Raw genomic sequence first — 16679 nt, 5'->3', positions numbered from 1 at the left:
TTCAACGAAAACCGGTGAGCGCTGCTCACCGGTTTTTTTAACGCCCTAAATAAAAAGCCCGGTCTCGCGACCGGGCTTTTTATTTCAAACTGAGAAGATCAGCTTTTCTGGATTGGTGCTAAGCGAATATGCAGATCGCGCAGCTGTGCTGGCGAGACATCCGAAGGCGCGTTCATCAGAAGATCAAGCGCCTGCTGGTTCATCGGGAACAGCGAGATTTCTCGGAGATTCTTTGCACCAACGAGCAGCATGATCACGCGATCGATACCGGCTGCCATACCGCCATGTGGCGGTGCGCCATACTGGAACGCGCGGTAAAGACCACCGAAACGTTCTTCCACGTCCTGCTGGCTGAGACCAACCTTCTCGAACGCCTTGACCATAACATCCGGCAACTGGTTACGGATCGAACCGGACGCGATTTCAAAGCCGTTACAGACCAGATCGTACTGATAAGCCTTGAGCGACAGCGGGTCCTGCGTTTCCAGCGCTTCCCTGCCACCCTGCGGCATCGAGAACGGGTTGTGTGCGAAGTCGAGCTTCTTGTTGTCTTCGTCCCATTCGTAGAACGGGAAGTCGATAATCCAGGCCAGTTCGAAACGATCACGATCAACGAGGTTGAGTTCTTCACCCGCACGCGTGCGGGCGTCGCCTGCAAATTTGTAGAACTTCGATGGCTGACCGGCTACGAAGAAGCAGGCATCGCCGTCGCCAAGACCAAGCTGCTCACGAAGAGCTTCGGTGCGTTCTTCACCAATGTTCTTGGCAATCGGGCCTGCGCCTTCAAGCTTGTCACCTTCCTTGCGCCAGAAGATGTAGCCAAGACCCGGCTGACCTTCGCCCTGCGCCCATGAATTCATGCGGTCACAGAATGCGCGGCTACCGCCGGTCTTTGCCGGAATCGCCCAGACTTCAACCTTGGGATCGTTCGCGATCATGTTTGCGAAGACCTTAAAGCCGGAACCAGCGAAATGCTCGGTCACTGCCTGCATTTCAATCGGGTTGCGCAGATCAGGCTTGTCCGAACCATAAGTGCGGATCGCATCGTCATAAGGGATGCGGCGGAACTGCTGCGTAACAGGCTTGCCTTCGGCAAACTCTTCAAAGATTCCGCGCATGACAGGTTCCATCGTTTCCCAGATTTCTTCCTGGGTTACGAAGCTCATTTCGAGGTCGAGCTGATAGAATTCGCCCGGCAGACGGTCTGCACGCGGATCTTCATCACGGAAGCAAGGTGCAATCTGGAAGTAGCGGTCGAAACCGGCAACCATCAGAAGCTGCTTGTACTGCTGCGGAGCCTGCGGCAGCGCGTAGAACTTGCCTTCATGGATACGGCTTGGCACGAGGAAGTCGCGCGCGCCTTCCGGTGAGGAAGCCGTCAGGATTGGCGTTGAAAACTCATTGAAGCCGATTTCGGTCATGCGGCGACGCATCGCGCTAATGATCTTCGTGCGGCTCATAATGTTCTTGTGCAGCGTCTCGCGGCGCAGATCAAGGAAGCGGTACTTGAGGCGGATATCTTCCGGGTAATCCGGCTCGCCAAACACTGGCAGCGGCAGTTCTTTGGCCGCGGCCAGAACCTCAATCTCGGTGGCGAAGATTTCAACATCGCCTGTTGGCAGGTTGGCGTTCACGGCATCGCCTGCGCGGGCCTTCACTTCACCATCGACGCGAATAACCCATTCGCCGCGAACGGTCTCAGCAACCTTGAACGCGGGCGAATCAGGATCGGCCACGATCTGCGTGATGCCATAATGGTCACGAAGATCGATGAAGAGAATGCCGCCATGGTCACGGACGCGGTGAACCCAGCCGGACAGACGGACATTGGAACCCACATCCGATTTGCGAAGGGCTGCGCAGGTATGGCTGCGATAACGGTGCATGATTTCTGCCTTTTGGAACTTTATAAATCTTGTGCATGCAAAGCGCTGCAATTTGGGCGGAAAAGCGCATTTTGATCACGCTTTGTCAAGCCGACAGTGTCTGTGTTAAACCAGCTTGACAGAATATGTCGACAAAAATCACTATTTCCGAGTTGTTCCATCGATATATCATTCTTCCGGCGCGCCAGACGGCCTGCGCGTCATTTCTGTTTTAACGGGCATCTTATCCGAAAATCGCTTCACAGTTTTGGGGATGCGCTCTAAAAGAAAAACATGCAGCTCATCACGACCACAGAGGCCCTTGAAGAGGCCGTATCCGCCCTAGCCAAATCCGACTTTGTGACAGTCGATACCGAATTTATTCGGGAAACGACTTTCTGGCCGGAGCTCTGTCTTATTCAGATGGCTTCTCCCGATCACACCGCACTGGTCGATGCCTTGGCGCCGGGGCTGGACCTTGCGCCATTCTTTCGTCTGATGGCGGACCAAAAGGTGGTCAAGGTTTTCCACGCAGCGCGTCAGGACATTGAAATTGTCTTCCATTTGGGCGACCTGATCCCCTCGCCGATTTTCGACAGTCAGGTGGCCGCGATGGTTTGCGGCTTTGGCGACGCTATTTCCTATGATGCTCTGGTGCAGAAAGTCACCGGAAAACATATCGACAAATCATCACGCTTTACAGACTGGCGCCGCCGTCCACTGTCTGAAAAGCAACTCGATTATGCGCTGGCTGATGTTACCTATCTGCGCGACATCTATCTTTATCTCAAAGCAGAATTGGAAAAAGAAGGGCGCTGCGAGTGGGTCAATGAGGAAATGGCCGTGCTGAGCGCGCGCGAAACCTATGATCTGCACCCGGATGATGCATGGAAGCGCGTGAAAACCCGGATGCGCAAGCCAATCGAGCTTGCGATCGTACAATCGGTTGCGGCATGGCGCGAACGCGAAGCACGCGAACGCAACGTTCCACGTGGACGCGTTATCAAGGACGACACGATTGCTGAAATCGCCCAGCAGCAGCCAAAAGATGCGGAAGCGCTTGGACGTCTGCGTTCGATCCCAAAAGGCTGGGAACGTTCGGCTCAGGCGGCAGGTTTGGTAAACGCCATTCAGGCTGCACTGGCTATTCCAAAAGAAGACCTGCCAAAGTTGCCAAAACAATCGCATTCACCTGAAGGCAGCGCGGCCGCAGCAGATATTCTTAAGGTCCTGCTCAAGCTTGTGACCGAAGAACACGGTGTGGCAGCCAAGATCGTCGCAAACTCCGACGATATCGACAAGATCGCCGCCGAAGGCGAAAAAGCCAATGTTCCAGCCCTTCAAGGCTGGCGCCGTGAAGTTTTTGGTCAGAAAGCGCTTGATCTGATTGATGGCAAGATTGGTATCAAGTTCGAAAACCGGCGTATTCAAGCGGTTGACCTGAACTAAATCAAAAGGCCGGCGGAGAAAACTCCTGCCGGCCTTTTCATGGATAACTTCTGATACGTTTAATGATGCTCGTTTGCGTCAATCGCGCTGTCACCGACGGCGAAGTAAAGGTTTTTTCCCGTCAGTTTTGCAAGCTGCTGCAACCGCCCCTCTGGACGATCCGAAATAAGATCAGCCAGATCGCCAGGCACGACCAGCGCAATGCCATTTTCTTCTTCACGCCAATAAAGACGTGGGATCACGCCCGGCATGGATGCGGAAAGCAGATAGATAACGCGCAGCAAAGCCCCCAGAAGCTTTGCCCGCTCGCGCAGGCGCGGTGTGGCAAGCTGGAGAATCTCCGGCGCAATCTCGTCTTCAACCAATCCTTCATGGCGATAGTAATTGGCGATTGCCATATAAGAACGGCCCGGATGATCGATACCGCCGAATGAGCCATGCGCAATAATGTTGAGCGCCTGCGAGCCGCGATAATCAGGATGCGCGCGCCAGCTGATGTCAGCCACCAGACAGGCTGCCTGTCTGTAACGGCCTTCATCTTCGGTTTCATCAAAACCAAGCACAGGCAAGGAAAGCGTTGTCCATGTTGCAAGCTCCCGGGCGTGGCGCGGTGAACGCGAACGCAGGATCGCCAGCTCTTCCGCTGATGCCAGAAGCGGATCAAGCCGCTGCTCGTTTTTAGGCAACAGTGAATAAAGATAGCCTTCACGCACACCCAGCGCCGAGAACACAATCTTGGATGGCTTCATGCGACGGATGGTTTCAAGCAAAACCGTAGCGCCATAGCCAAGCAACTGACGGCGGTTTTTCGACACCGCTTCAATGCCGCGCATTGTGTCGATATTGCCTTTGGCAACACGTGTGAGAAAGCTTTTGGCTTCCACAGGGTCCATCTCATAGCCATGCATGACATGCAGCGGATAATGCTTGGCCGTCATGTGCAGCTTTGCGAGGTTTCGCCAAGTACCGCCCACAGCATAAAAGACTTGCCCCTGATGCTCTTCAAGAAGGGTTGCACGCGCCAATTCCGTACGGGCAATCTTCGCCGCTTCCGGCAGTTGCTCGTTGGACATATCCTGCAAGCGCAGACCGCCCAATGGAAGGGTAATGCCCTCCCCGACCTCATGGTCATTGACGGCAACCAGCTCCAGGCTACCACCGCCAAGGTCGCCGGTTACGCCTTGCGGTTTGTAAAAACCTGAAATGATACCCAAAGCGGAGTAGTAAGCTTCTTCTTTGCCGGACAGCACTTCAATGTGCCGTCCAAGAATAGCCTCGGCCTGAGAAATGAAATCGGGGCCGTTTTTTGCTTCGCGTGCGGCGGCAGTTGCCAGCGCATGAATGGAGATCGCCCCCGCCTGTTCGGCCAGAACGCGAAAACGCTTCAATGCGCGCAGCGCGATATCGACAGATTTCTCATTGAGTTTTCCGGTCTTGGCCAGTCCTTTGCCAAGACCGCAGAGAAGCTTTTCGTTGAAAAGCACTGTCGGAGAGCGGACAATGCCTTCATAAACGACGACACGGATCGAGTTGGAACCGATATCGATAACCGCAACGGGTTTAAGACCCTTCAATCGGCCTTGTGCGACTGCTGGACTCATGAAGTCGTGTTTCTTTCCGCCTGCACACGCTTACGATGCGCAATGAGACGGGGGGCAGATGACTTCAGCGACTTTCCGCGACCCGACAAGCTCGGATTTGTCATGAAATATTCCTGCGCGTTGAAAGCTTCTTCTCCATCCTCTTTTTCTATCCGGCGAGAGGTACCATCCGCAAGTAGCTGATAGCTCTGTTGGTTATCAATTATGTTGGCAAACATGATTTGAGACAGGATTTGCTGGTGCACTGTGGCATTGGTGATCGGCACCAGTGTCTCGACGCGACGGTCTAGATTACGCGGCATCATGTCGGCGGAACCGATATAGACGATCGCCTTGTCGGAAGGCAGATCATGGCCGTTTCCGAAGCAGAAAATGCGGCTATGCTCGAGAAAACGCCCGACAATCGACTTGGCGCGAATGTTGTCCGAAAGGCCTGGAACGCCTGGCCGCAGACAGCAGATGCCACGCACGACAAGGTCCACATGCACACCAGCCTGGCTGGCCTTGTAAAGTGCATCAATAATCTGTGGATCAACCAGCGAGTTCATCTTCATCCAGATGGCCGCCGGCTTGCCGCCCTTCGCATTGGCGATCTCGTCATCAATATGCTTCAAGATTCGCGCGCGCAATGTCAGTGGTGAAATCGCAATTTTCATTTCTTCAGCAGGCTGCGCATAGCCGGTGATGAAGTTAAAGATATGAGCCACGTCACGCGCAATGTCGGCATCGGACGTGAAGAAAGACAGGTCGGTGTAAATGCGCGCCGTAATCGGATGATAATTGCCCGTGCCAAGGTGAACATAGGAGCGCAGTTTCTGGTCTTCACGGCGGACGACCAATGACATCTTTGCGTGCGTTTTCAGTTCGATAAAGCCAAACACCACCTGAACGCCTGCGCGCTCCAGATCGCGCGCCCAGCGGATATTTGCTTCTTCGTCAAAACGCGCCTTGAGCTCCACAAGGGCCGTCACCGACTTGCCAGCTTCTGCCGCATCAACCAGCGCGCGCACGATTGGGCTATCGTTGGAGGTACGGTACAATGTCTGCTTGATTGCCAGCACATCCGGGTCAGCCGCAGCCTGACGCAGGAACTGCACCACGACGTCAAATGACTCATAGGGATGGTGAACCACGATATCCTTTTCACGAATCGCGGCAAAGCAATCGCCGCCATGTTCGCGGATACGTTCAGGGAAACGCGGATTATAGGAAACAAATTTGAGATCATCGCGCGGAATCGAAACAACTTCCGAAATCATGTTGAGTGCTAAAAGACCTTCGAGAACACTGATACGGTTTTCCGAGACGCCAAGTTCTGTCGCCACAAAAATCCGAAGTGCCTCGGGCATTTCTCCATCAAACTCAATGCGGATAACCTGACCGCGGCGGCGGCGTTTCAACGCTGTTTCAAAAAGACGAACCAGATCTTCAGCTTCTTCTTCCACTTCAATATCGCTGTCGCGAATGATGCGGAAAGTGCCTGCGCCACGCACTTCATAACCAGGGAACAGGCGACCGATAAACAGGCTGACCGCATCTTCAATTGTGATGAAGCGGAAAGCATTCTGCTGTTCTGGAGGAAGCTGAATGAAGCGCTTCAAGGCGACCGGAATACGCAAGAGGGCTGTCATTGGATGGCCATCGAGACGGCGCGCGAGTTGCAACGCGATCGAAAAGCCAAGATTTGGAATGAACGGGAACGGATGCGCCGGATCAATTGAAAGCGGTGTCAGAACCGGGAAAATCGTTTCCAGGAAGTGGCTTTCCAGCCATTCCTTTTCTGTATTCGACAAAGCCGATGGACGCACGATCTCGATATTCTCTTTTTCAAGTTCTTCACGCAGCGTGCGCAAACACGCCTGCTGCCCCTCCTGCAAGCGACCGACCTCTTCCAGAACGAAATCAAGCTGCTCCTGTGGCGTGCGACCATCCGCACTGCGCAAGGCAACGCCTGCACGCACCTGCGCGGCAAGGCCCGCGATGCGCACCATGAAAAACTCATCAAGATTTGCCGCTGAAATCGACAGAAAACGCAAACGTTCCAGCAAGGGCTGGCGGATGTTGGCCGCTTCTTCCAGCACACGACGATTGAACTGCAACCACGAAAACTCACGATTAACGAAGCGTTCAGGGCTTTGCATCAGCTCGGCTGTCTTGTCACTGTTCAAAGCTTCGTGAGCATTCTGAGCAATGACGGACTTCTGGCCCATGGAATGGCCATTTTCCAAAGGAGCTGGCAAATTATCGGTCTGAGTTGCCACAACGCTGTTTTCGTTCATTTTTCCTATCCCGGTTACTACCGGCATATCCCGGCGCGACGATAAGCCTATGGCTGTCATATGACAGTTTGATAGCAAACCGCTTGAAATGTCCCCAGAATTGATGAAAACGCTTTCAGAAACAAGCCGTACACGGTAAATGCTAAAAAAATAGCTATCCTGAATTGGGTATCGCGATCCACAAGCTCCGGAGCCTATCATGTCCGATCACATCATCCCGCACTTCCAGAACGACGCTGGTCACAATTCTATTGAAATCGGCGTGAAGGAATTCATGTGCGTCGGCGCAAACCCACCTTTTGATCATCCGCACGTCTTTCTGGACATGGGCGACGAAAGTGAAGTCGTCTGCCCATATTGCTCGACGCTCTACCGCTACAATGCACAACTTCATGCTGACGAGACCGTGCCTGCCGGCTGTGTTTACGAAACACCCGCAGACAAAGCTGCCTGAATATAGCAAGCGGCATGCGTGCCGCTGATATGATGAGCAGCTTGAGCAAACGCCACATATTGATTGCAGGGGCCGGAGTTGCCGGTCTGAGTGCCGCGCTGGAATGTGCGGCGCGGGGCTGGGGTGTTGAACTGTTTGAGAAAGCGCAAGCCTTGTCGGAAGTCGGCGCAGGCTTGCAGCTCGCCCCCAATGCGATGCGTCACCTTGAACGCCTTGGCGTTGCAGATCGCCTCTGCTCGCAAGCTGTTACGCCCCAAGCACTCTACCTTATGGATGGACGCAAGGCTCGCCCCCTGCTCGCAATGCAATTGGGTGATGAGGCATTACAACGGTGGCACCATCCTTATGTTGTCTGCCATCGCGCTGATTTGCAATCAGCTCTGTTAAATGCCTGCACCAACCATCCAAATATTGAAATCAATCTCGGCTCGGAAATTATCGAACATAAGGCTGATAACAACGGCATCTCTGCAACAGTCAGACGTGGTGCAGCAGAGGAAAAAATCGCAGCCAGCTATCTGATCGCCTGTGACGGCGTCTGGTCTGCGCAACGCGCGAAGGTCGGATATAATAAAGCGCGTTTCAGCGGTCACATTGCCTGGCGCACAACACTTGCAGCTGACGCGCTACCCGCAAGCCTTAAGGCAGCGGTCCCGGAACAAAAGGCTGTTTCTGCGTGGCTTGGCAACAAAGCGCACTTCATTGCCTATCCGGTAAAGGGCGGAGACTTCTTCAACTTTGTCGCCATTACGACTGGCGATAATCCCGGCGAAGTTTGGTCAAAGACGGGTGATGTTTCGCGGCTAAAATCAATTTACGCAGATTGGAGTGCACCGGTTCGTGACATTCTGGCAGCACAAACGCAATGGACTTATTGGCCACTTTTTGAAATGGCTGAAGCGCTGTTTGTCGGCCCAGACAGAACGATTTTCCTTGGCGATGCCTCACACGCTGTTACGCCCTTTGCTGCGCAGGGGGCTGCCATGGCAATTGAAGATGCGGCAGCACTTGCCGAGGCACTGGATGACCGGGAGCCACAATCAGCGCTAAAGCGGTTTGATTCTGTTCGAAAAGCGCGGATTGCTGCGGTTGGCAAACGCGGTCAGATGAATCGGTTTGCCTACCACGCAACAGGTATCTTTGCGCTCGGACGCAACATGCTTTTTGCCACGCGCAGCGCTGATGCCTTTCTCAAAGATCTGGACTGGCTTTATGGCTATGATGCCGTTCAAGCTGTGCGCGGTTGATTAAAAAGCAACGCAGAAGATCCTTTTACAAAGCCCAGTTTTTCATAAAAGGGCACCAGACGATCAGGGCAATAGAGTTCAAAGCTGCTCACCCCACGTAGCTTCTCGTGGTTCAGTAGACGTTGAACAAGCATTTTCCCAAGCCCCTGCCCGCGTGTTTGCTCGGCCACGATGACATCAAAAATCATCGCCTTGAATGTGAAATCGGTCAAAACGCGTGCGAAACCAATGATTTCATCATTCTGATCACGACAAAACAATGTGAGGTCGCAGTGTTTGAGCATCTTTATGACATCTTCAAACGAACGCGCTGCAGTCCACCACTCTTTCCTGTAAAAAGAATCAAACTCCCGATGCGCCTCGGGAGGCAGATATTCGCTCCAATGAAAGTCTGTCATCTTCACCTCATAAACCCCGGCATACCAAGGCAACCATAATCCCGATAACAAAACACCCGCCGTTATCAGCGGCGGGTGTTGTTATGAAACAATTCGTTTGGTCAGTGTAGAATCTGACTGAGGAACAGCTTGGTGCGTTCATGCTGCGGATTGTCGAAGAACTCGGCAGGTGAATTCTGCTCAACGATCTGGCCCTGATCCATGAAAATCACGCGGTTTGCAACCTGCCGCGCAAAGCCCATTTCATGCGTGACGCAAATCATGGTCATGCCTTCATCGGCAAGGCTCACCATTGTATCGAGCACTTCCTTGACCATTTCCGGATCAAGTGCAGAAGTCGGCTCATCGAACAGCATGACTTTCGGGTTCATACACAGTGCGCGGGCAATGGCCACACGCTGCTGCTGACCGCCCGAAAGCTGGCCCGGATATTTGTTGGCTTGTTCCGGAATCTTCACGCGCTGCAAATAATGCATGGCCACTTCTTCCGCCTGCTTCTTTGGCATTTTGCGAACCCAGATTGGTGCCAATGTGCAGTTTTCCAGAATGGTCAGATGCGGGAAGAGGTTGAAATGCTGGAAGACCATACCGACTTCACGGCGCACTTCGTCAATCTTCTTGAGATCATTGGTGAGCTCAATGCCATCGACAATGATCTGACCCTTCTGGTGCTCTTCCAGACGGTTGATGCAGCGGATCATGGTCGATTTGCCGGAACCCGAAGGACCGGCAACGACGATGCGTTCGCCACGCATCACTTTCAGATTGATGTCACGCAGCACGTGGAATTCACCATACCACTTGTGCATGTTCTTGATCTCGATCGCCACTTCAGTCTTTGAGACTTCCAGTTTTGAACGGTCGATTTCGACACCGAGCTCGGATTGCGGGAGGGCGCTTTGTGCACTCATTTTCATTATTCCCTTGATTCTTATCGTTTATGACCCGTGTCGAGCCTTCGTTCCATGAATATAGAGTATCGCGACATGGCGAAACAGAAAATCCAGAAAACGAAGCCCGCGAAGATCAAGCCGGTTGCAGGTGTCTGTGGAGAAACCCAGTTCGCATCGGAAAAGTTCTGACGCACAATACCAAGCAGATCAAACATGCCGATGATGTAGACAAGGCTGGTGTCTTTGAACAAGCCAATGAACGTGTTGACGATGCCCGGAATGACCAGCTTCAAAGCCTGCGGCAATATGATGAGGTTGGTCTTCTGCCAGTAGCTAAGACCAAGTGCATCCGCACCTTCATATTGTCCTCGCGGAATGGCCTGAAGCCCACCGCGCACCACTTCTGCCATATAGGCCGAAGCGAACAGCGCCACACCGATAAGCGCACGCAACAACTTGTCGAAAGTTACGCCCGGCGGCAGGAACAGAGGCAACATCACACTCGCCATGAAAAGCACGGTCACCAACGGCACGCCGCGCACCATTTCAATAAAGATGATGCAGAAGGTCTTGATGACCGGCAGCTTGGAGCGTCGTCCCAAAGCCAGCACCACACCCAATGGCAGCGACACGGCTATGCCCACGAAAGACAGTACCAGCGTCACCAACAGACCACCCCAGAGCGCCGTTTCCACATAAGGAAGGCCAAATGAGCCACCGACCATCAGGAAAAACGCAACCACCGGAAAAACCAGCAAGAATAAAATCGCATTAATGACCTTATGCGGTATTTTCGGGATCAGCAAAGGAACCAGCAGAACCACGAAAAAAACCGCAGTCAGGTTGACACGCCAGCGTTCCGAAACCGGATAACGCCCGTAGATAAACTGCTCGTGTTTCGCCTTCACAAAGGCCCAGCACGCACCAGACCAACCCTCCGGCTGTATACCACCCTGCGTGACAGTCAGGCAGGCTGTTCGGTCTGCACCAGTCCAGGCTGCATTAACAAACAGCCACTGAATCATGGGCGGCAGAAACCAGGCCACAACGGCCAGACCAAAAATTGTGAGTGCCGCATCAGCGGGCGTCGCGAAAAGATTGACCCGCAGCCAATGTGACAAGCCATGAACTGAGCGGGGCGGCTTTTCGCCTTCGACCAATTGCGAACGAACGTATTGGAGATTTGTGTTTTCCATGGTCATCTCTCCACCAGTGCCATTTTCGCATTGAACCAGTTCATCAGGCCGGAAACGATCAAGCTGATGCTGAGATAAATCACCATCCAGATCGCGACGACTTCAACAGCCTGCCCCGTCTGATTGAGGATCGTGCCACCCACAGCCACAAGATCCGGATAACCGATCGCAATAGCGAGAGAGGAGTTTTTGATCAGATTGAGATACTGACTGGAGAGCGGTGGAATGATGATGCGCAGCGCCTGCGGCACGATGACCAACCGCATTGTTTGCCCCGGACGCAAGCCAACTGCATAGGCGGCTTCTGTCTGGCCTTTGTTTACACCGAGCACACCTGCGCGCACAGTTTCTGCAATGAAGGAAGCGGTATAGAACGACAAAGCCAGAAACAGTGCGAGAAATTCCGGCTTAACCTGCGCGCCGCCTGTCAGATTGAAGGTGCCAAGTTTTGGAAAATCAAACGAAACAGGAAATCCGGTCGCAATCAGCGCCAGTATCGGTAAACCGATGATCAAAGCCGCACAAACGCGTATTGTATGAAACGGTTTTCCTGTCGCCATCTGCCGATGCTTCGCCCAGCGCGCAACGATGAAAGAAGCGACAATTCCAAGCAACAATGCGGCTGCCAGCAGCCATGCGCCTTCACCCCATACGGGCGACGGCATGAAAAACCCACGATTGTTCAGATAGGTGCCGAGCGGCAGAGACAGACTTTCCCTTGCCTGTGGCAACACGGAAAGCACCCCGAAATACCAGAAAAAAATCACAAGCAGAGGCGGGATGTTTCGGAAAACCTCAACATAGACCATACAGATCTTGCGGATAAGCCAGTTGCGGGATAAACGCCCGACGCCGACAAGAAAGCCGATGATTGACGCCAGAACAACGCCCAGGCCTGCCACATAAAGCGTATTCAGAAGGCCAACAAGAAAAGCTCTTCCATAGGTCGAATCGCTGGAATATGGAATCAGCGTCTGGCTGATATCGAAACCCGCACGGCCATTTAGAAAGCCGAAACCGGAAGCGATATTGGCGCGCTGGAGATTGGTAATTGTGTTGCCGACAATCCAATAGATTGCGCCAATCACCGCACCAAAAACAATGACCTGATAGAAGATGCCGCGAATTCGCGGATCGTACAGGAGCGAAGTTTTGCCGCTATCCTCGCGACGTTCAGTTACAGAATAGGAAGCCATATGTTTCCTGTGCTTCTCGGCTGGCAGCATCGATGTCGAGCGAGAAAGGCTGACCGCGTTTGCGGAGCAATTCCTGAAATTGAGGCATCGAATGCCGAACCGTTCGGTCTTGTCATCCTCTGTTCAGGATCATCCCGAACTCGCGCACCAACAAGACGCGGTTGAATTCCAAAATGCAGATCGTCAGCATTTATATGCCCGCATGACGTGGGGACATTCACAAACGAACAAACTGCAAAGCCGACAAATCCGGCGGGTGCTCCTGCACCCGCCGACGATCAGTCTGAAGAGCAAGACCCGTTAGCGCACGGGAATGCCATATTGCAGGCCACCCTTGTTCCACTGGGCGTTAAGACCACGTGCAATCTTGAGTGGGCTGCCGGCACCGATATTGCGTTCGAATATCTCACCATAATTGCCAACACCCTTTACGATCTTCACCACCCAATCATTGTCGAGGCCAAGATCGGTGCCGATCTTCGTGTCTGCTTCCACACCAAGGAGACGCTTGATGTCCGGGTTGTCGGACTTCTTCATCTCTTCGACATTGGCTTGCGTAATGCCGTATTCCTCGGCATTGAGCAGCGCATTATGCGTCCAACGAACGACATCTGCCCACTTGGGGTCACCCTGACGAACAGTCAGGCCAAACGGCTCTTTGGAGATGATTTCCGGCAAGATGACATGATCATCCGGATTGGCGAGCGCCAGACGAACCCCATAAAGACTGGACTGGTCGGTCGTATAGGCGTCGCAACGGCCGGAATCGTAAGCAGCATTCGCTTCTTCGATCTTCTCAAAGACAACCGGGTTATATTCCATCTTGTTGGAACGGAAATAGTCGGCCATGTTCAGCTCGGTTGTCGTGCCGGCCTGAACGCAGATGGAAGCGCCGGAAAGCTGCAATGCGGAATTGATGCCCGACAGCTTCTTCGAATTGATCATGAAGCCCTGGCCGTCAAAATAATTGATGCCAGCAAAGTCAAGGCCGAGCGCAGTGTCGCGGCTGATTGTCCAAGTCGTGTTACGGATCAGGACATCCACTTCACCCGACTGCAAAGCCGTGAAACGCTCCTTCGCGTTCAGCGGCGTGAACTTCACCTTGGTTGGATCACCGAAAATCGCAGAAGCCACAGCACGGCAATAGTCCACATCGAAGCCAGACCACTCGCCCTTATCATTCGGCGAGGCAAAGCCAAGCAGGCCCGTGTTCACACCGCATTGCAGAAAACCTTTGTTCTTCACATCGGAAAGCGTATCTGCCGACGCCCCTGAAGCAGCAGCAAACAGCGCCGCTAAACCCACTACCCCTGTCAAAACAGTTTTTTTCATCTGGCCTGCAACCTTTATGTTCCCGGGAGATCGTGAGGCCAAACAGCCCAACGTCTCTGTTGCTTATTTTCCGCAAAATTCAGGAGAGTCCTTTATAGAGACCTCCCCAATCCCTTGCATCATGCAGGCAACCCTTGCCCGGAGTCGTTATCGACTCTCATTTTGTTTGGGCTCAGTGAAGCCTGCCACCTTCACCACTCTATCGAAGGCGAAATTTTGGTTTTGGTCAAGCTATTAACGCGAGAGAAAAAAACCATTCTTCAAAAAAATGACCGCGTGACATAGCAATTTTTACATGCTTTCCCGGTTTTTGTGTATTTACTCCCAACTTATCGGAGTAACTTTACGGTAAAAAAATTAGTCAATACAAACATATGTTTAGATGAAATGCCGCATGAAATTAAACGTGAAAAACGTTGCTATTCCGTCAAAATCAGACTTTTGGCATCATGCTATCATTATCAACTGAAAAAATAATATTTCGCGTGGCCATGAAGCGAGCAACCCACCATGTCGCAATAAAGCCAATTGCAAACCCAGCAACGACGTCTGTCGGATAATGCGCCCCAGCCGCGAGCCTGCTGATGACAAATAAGAGGCACACAGGTGCAGTCAGAGAGCGCCAGCGCGGCAGAAAAATCCACAAGGAGACGAGCATTATGCCCGCCATCATGGAGTGGCCTGACGGAAAGCTTTCATAAGAATGCTCGCCGCGAAACGGGGCAAAATAGGCGGAACCAAGCTCATCAAGCAGAAGCGGCCTTGCCCTCCCAATGGCAAGTTTTCCGATCTCGGTGGGAATGCTGCCGACAACGATAGAGGCCAGAACAAGCGTCGCCCATCCATGCAAACGAACGAGCAATTGTTGGCAAACAAGACGAATTCCCGGTGAAAGCAGCAATGCCGTTAGCAGCCAAACAAGAATAGCAATACCAAGCCACACAACTGTGCGAATCAAATCAGTTATGGCGCGCAGCAGCTCCATGACAATAAAATCACTATGCATTGCAGCGCGAACGATCTGCGCGTCCCATAGATGCAGGACCAGCAGCACGAAAGGCAAAAGCACGACAATTGCCGTCATTTCCATCGTCCAGCTGGACGGTGCACCGGCATAAGCCGGCCGTACTAATGCTCTTAAGAGTTCCAACGCGGCACGAAATGGATAAAGGATCGTGCTCGTGGCTTTGCTCTCATTCATGTCGGGGATACTCTTTCCTTAGCGCGCTTTTCGCTCTGATTGCATCAGATCGGCGCTCTAACTCTTCATTTTAACGCATCTTTGTCCGAAAACCGTTTCACACTTTTCGGGATGCGCTCTAAAAGCGGATACAGATACCTTCTCTGCGGCAACCGCAAACAAGAATCGATTGATCAGCATGCAACATGGCCTGGAGGCAATTTCGTGACTAACAAGCAGAACAAGACAGAAAAGCTGGGCATAAACACACGCTTGGCCCACGACGGCTATGATCCGAAAGACTATCACGGCTTCGTCAATCCACCTGTTGTGCGGGCTTCCACGGTGCTGTTTCCAGACGCTCAGACCATGGCAACCAGCAATCAGAAATACACCTATGGCACACGAGGAACGCCAACGAGCGAAGCCTTGTGTAAGGCTATTGATGCACTTGAAGGTTCTGCCGGCACGGTCTGTGTTCCATCAGGTCTGGCAGCAGTTACGGTGCCACTTCTCGCCTTTCTGTCGCCGGGTGACCATGCGTTGCTCGTCGATTCCATCTACAATCCAACCCGCCACTTTGCCGATACGATTCTCAAGCGCATGGGCATAGAGGTTGAATATTATGATCCTGAGATCGGCAGTGAGATCGCAACCCTTATGCGTGCCAACACCAAGGTCGTGTTTACGGAATCCCCTGCATCCAACACATTCGAAGTGCAGGACATTCCGGCGATCGTGGACGCCGCCCACAAAGCGGGTGCCATTGTTATGTTGGACAACACATGGGCGACACCGCTCTATTTCAAGCCGCTTGATTTTGGCGTGGATATTAGCATTCAAGCCTCAACAAAGTATCCTTCCGGTCATGCCGATATTCTGTTCGGCACGATTTCTGCCAACGAAAAATGCTGGCCGCAATTGCTTGAAACCCATGGCACACTTGGGCTGTGTGCAGCACCGGACGACACCTATCAAGTCCTGCGTGGTTTGCGCACCATGGGCGTGAGACTGGAACATCATCGTAAAAGTGCACTTGAAATTGCCCATTGGCTCGAAAGCCATCCGGCTGTTGAGCGCGTATTGCATCCCGCACTCGAAAGCCATCCCGGTCATGCGCTGTTCAAGCGGGATTTCAAAGGCTCATCCGGGGTATTTGCCTTTGTTCTTAAACGCGGAGAGCGAAAAGAAGCACATGCGTTTCTCAATGCACTTGAGATTTTCGGCCTCGGTTACTCATGGGGTGGGTATGAAAGCCTTGCAAACGAGGTCGGACTGAAAGACCGCACGGTCGCCACGTCCACATATCCCGGTCCGGTTATTCGTTTGCAAATCGGTCTGGAAGATGTGCCTGACCTGATCGCCGATCTCGAAAAAGGCTTTGCTGCGATCTGATCGCGCTTCAACAATCAGAGTGGTTCTATCAATACGCTGCTGAGCAGAGCCACTTTGACGCCCACATTACTTGCCATTTATATAAAACATTAGGCATATTTAAATATTAGAAATTAAAGAAAATAGACCGCTCGCTTACTTCCAAATTGAGCTGGAATATTTATACTTGAGACGGTGGGAAACAAAAATCGGCT

General features: G+C 52.6%; 13 protein-coding genes. 4 read left to right on the top strand and 9 right to left on the bottom strand.

All coding sequences use genetic code 11. The annotated features are described in order from the left end of the window. Positions 1–98 precede the first annotated feature (98 nt). Complete coding sequence (gene aspS, locus ABE527_RS04810; RefSeq protein ID WP_499696267.1) at positions 99–1886, bottom strand: aspartate--tRNA ligase; 1788 nt, start codon at positions 1884–1886, stop codon at positions 99–101. Between the two features lie 273 nt (positions 1887–2159). Here aspS and rnd point away from each other — a divergent pair, with 273 nt between their 5' ends. Beyond that, entirely contained in the window at positions 2160–3314 is a 1155-nt protein-coding gene (rnd, locus tag ABE527_RS04805) for a ribonuclease D (protein WP_265983369.1), read from the top strand. Positions 3315–3373: 59 nt separating this feature from the next. On the opposite strand, the gene ppx is transcribed toward rnd, so the two are convergent. Beyond that, positions 3374–4915: an exopolyphosphatase gene (ppx, locus tag ABE527_RS04800; RefSeq protein ID WP_499693621.1), complete on the bottom strand. Its 1542-nt coding sequence runs from the start codon at positions 4913–4915 to the stop codon at positions 3374–3376. Further along, positions 4912–7125 carry an RNA degradosome polyphosphate kinase gene (locus ABE527_RS04795; RefSeq protein WP_499696331.1) on the bottom strand — a complete coding sequence of 738 codons (2214 nt, stop codon included), beginning with the start codon at positions 7123–7125 and terminating at the stop codon, positions 4912–4914. Before ABE527_RS04795 ends, ppx begins: the two co-directional genes overlap by 4 nt. A gap of 268 nt (positions 7126–7393) precedes the next feature. On the opposite strand from ABE527_RS04795, the gene ABE527_RS04790 reads away from it, so the two are divergent. Both ABE527_RS04790 and ABE527_RS04785 read left to right on the top strand, forming a co-directional pair. Next, the gene (locus ABE527_RS04790) at positions 7394–7648 is read left to right on the top strand and encodes a zinc-finger domain-containing protein (protein ID WP_499696266.1); all 255 of its coding nucleotides are present in this window, start codon (positions 7394–7396) and stop codon (positions 7646–7648) included. Positions 7649–7707: 59 nt separating this feature from the next. Beyond that, complete coding sequence (locus tag ABE527_RS04785; RefSeq protein WP_499696330.1) at positions 7708–8895, top strand: FAD-binding protein; 1188 nt, start codon at positions 7708–7710, stop codon at positions 8893–8895. Here ABE527_RS04785 and ABE527_RS04780 read toward each other — a convergent pair. The 6 genes from ABE527_RS04780 to lpxE all read right to left on the bottom strand — a co-directional run bounded on the left by ABE527_RS04780 (position 8877) and on the right by lpxE (position 15111). Then, positions 8877–9293 (bottom strand): GNAT family N-acetyltransferase, encoded by a 417-nt coding sequence (locus tag ABE527_RS04780; protein ID WP_499696265.1) that lies wholly within the window; start codon positions 9291–9293, stop codon positions 8877–8879. The genes ABE527_RS04785 and ABE527_RS04780 overlap by 19 nt on opposite strands. Before the next feature lie 101 nt (positions 9294–9394). Beyond that, positions 9395–10204, bottom strand: coding sequence for an amino acid ABC transporter ATP-binding protein (locus tag ABE527_RS04775; protein WP_499693618.1), 810 nt, complete (start codon positions 10202–10204; stop codon positions 9395–9397). Between the two features lie 20 nt (positions 10205–10224). Then, positions 10225–11382: an amino acid ABC transporter permease gene (locus ABE527_RS04770; protein WP_265983363.1), complete on the bottom strand. Its 1158-nt coding sequence runs from the start codon at positions 11380–11382 to the stop codon at positions 10225–10227. A 2-nt stretch (positions 11383–11384) separates the two neighbouring features. After that, a complete protein-coding gene (locus tag ABE527_RS04765; RefSeq protein WP_499696264.1) occupies positions 11385–12578 on the bottom strand; it encodes an amino acid ABC transporter permease in 1194 nt (397 codons plus the stop codon). Positions 12579–12878: 300 nt separating this feature from the next. Next, positions 12879–13910 carry an amino acid ABC transporter substrate-binding protein gene (locus ABE527_RS04760; RefSeq protein WP_265983361.1) on the bottom strand — a complete coding sequence of 344 codons (1032 nt, stop codon included), beginning with the start codon at positions 13908–13910 and terminating at the stop codon, positions 12879–12881. Positions 13911–14343: 433 nt separating this feature from the next. Then, the gene (gene lpxE, locus ABE527_RS04755) at positions 14344–15111 is read right to left on the bottom strand and encodes a lipid A 1-phosphatase LpxE (protein WP_499696263.1); all 768 of its coding nucleotides are present in this window, start codon (positions 15109–15111) and stop codon (positions 14344–14346) included. 204 nt (positions 15112–15315) lie between these two features. On the opposite strand from lpxE, the gene ABE527_RS04750 reads away from it, so the two are divergent. Then, entirely contained in the window at positions 15316–16485 is a 1170-nt protein-coding gene (locus tag ABE527_RS04750) for a cystathionine beta-lyase (protein ID WP_499696262.1), read from the top strand. Positions 16486–16679: the final 194 nt, after the last annotated feature.

Source organism: Brucella sp. TWI432, from assembly GCF_039674445.1.
GTDB classification, from domain to species: Bacteria; Pseudomonadota; Alphaproteobacteria; order Rhizobiales; family Rhizobiaceae; genus Brucella; species Brucella chromiisoli.
Note: the sequence above shows the minus strand (reverse complement) of the source record. Positions and strands in the feature narration are given on the sequence as shown.

Excerpts from the sequence above, each read along its gene's own strand:
- aspS (WP_499696267.1), bottom strand. The coding sequence starts at position 1,886 with ATGCACCGTTATCGCAGCCATACCTGCGCAGCCCTTCGCAAATCGGAT.
- rnd (WP_265983369.1), top strand. The coding sequence starts at position 2,160 with ATGCAGCTCATCACGACCACAGAGGCCCTTGAAGAGGCCGTATCCGCC.
- ppx (WP_499693621.1), bottom strand. The coding sequence starts at position 4,915 with ATGAGTCCAGCAGTCGCACAAGGCCGATTGAAGGGTCTTAAACCCGTT.
- ABE527_RS04795 (WP_499696331.1), bottom strand. The coding sequence starts at position 7,125 with ATGGGCCAGAAGTCCGTCATTGCTCAGAATGCTCACGAAGCTTTGAAC.
- ABE527_RS04790 (WP_499696266.1), top strand. The coding sequence starts at position 7,394 with ATGTCCGATCACATCATCCCGCACTTCCAGAACGACGCTGGTCACAAT.
- ABE527_RS04780 (WP_499696265.1), bottom strand. The coding sequence starts at position 9,293 with ATGACAGACTTTCATTGGAGCGAATATCTGCCTCCCGAGGCGCATCGG.
- ABE527_RS04775 (WP_499693618.1), bottom strand. The coding sequence starts at position 10,204 with ATGAGTGCACAAAGCGCCCTCCCGCAATCCGAGCTCGGTGTCGAAATC.
- ABE527_RS04770 (WP_265983363.1), bottom strand. The coding sequence starts at position 11,382 with ATGGAAAACACAAATCTCCAATACGTTCGTTCGCAATTGGTCGAAGGC.
- ABE527_RS04765 (WP_499696264.1), bottom strand. The coding sequence starts at position 12,578 with ATGGCTTCCTATTCTGTAACTGAACGTCGCGAGGATAGCGGCAAAACT.
- ABE527_RS04760 (WP_265983361.1), bottom strand. The coding sequence starts at position 13,910 with ATGAAAAAAACTGTTTTGACAGGGGTAGTGGGTTTAGCGGCGCTGTTT.
- lpxE (WP_499696263.1), bottom strand. The coding sequence starts at position 15,111 with ATGAATGAGAGCAAAGCCACGAGCACGATCCTTTATCCATTTCGTGCC.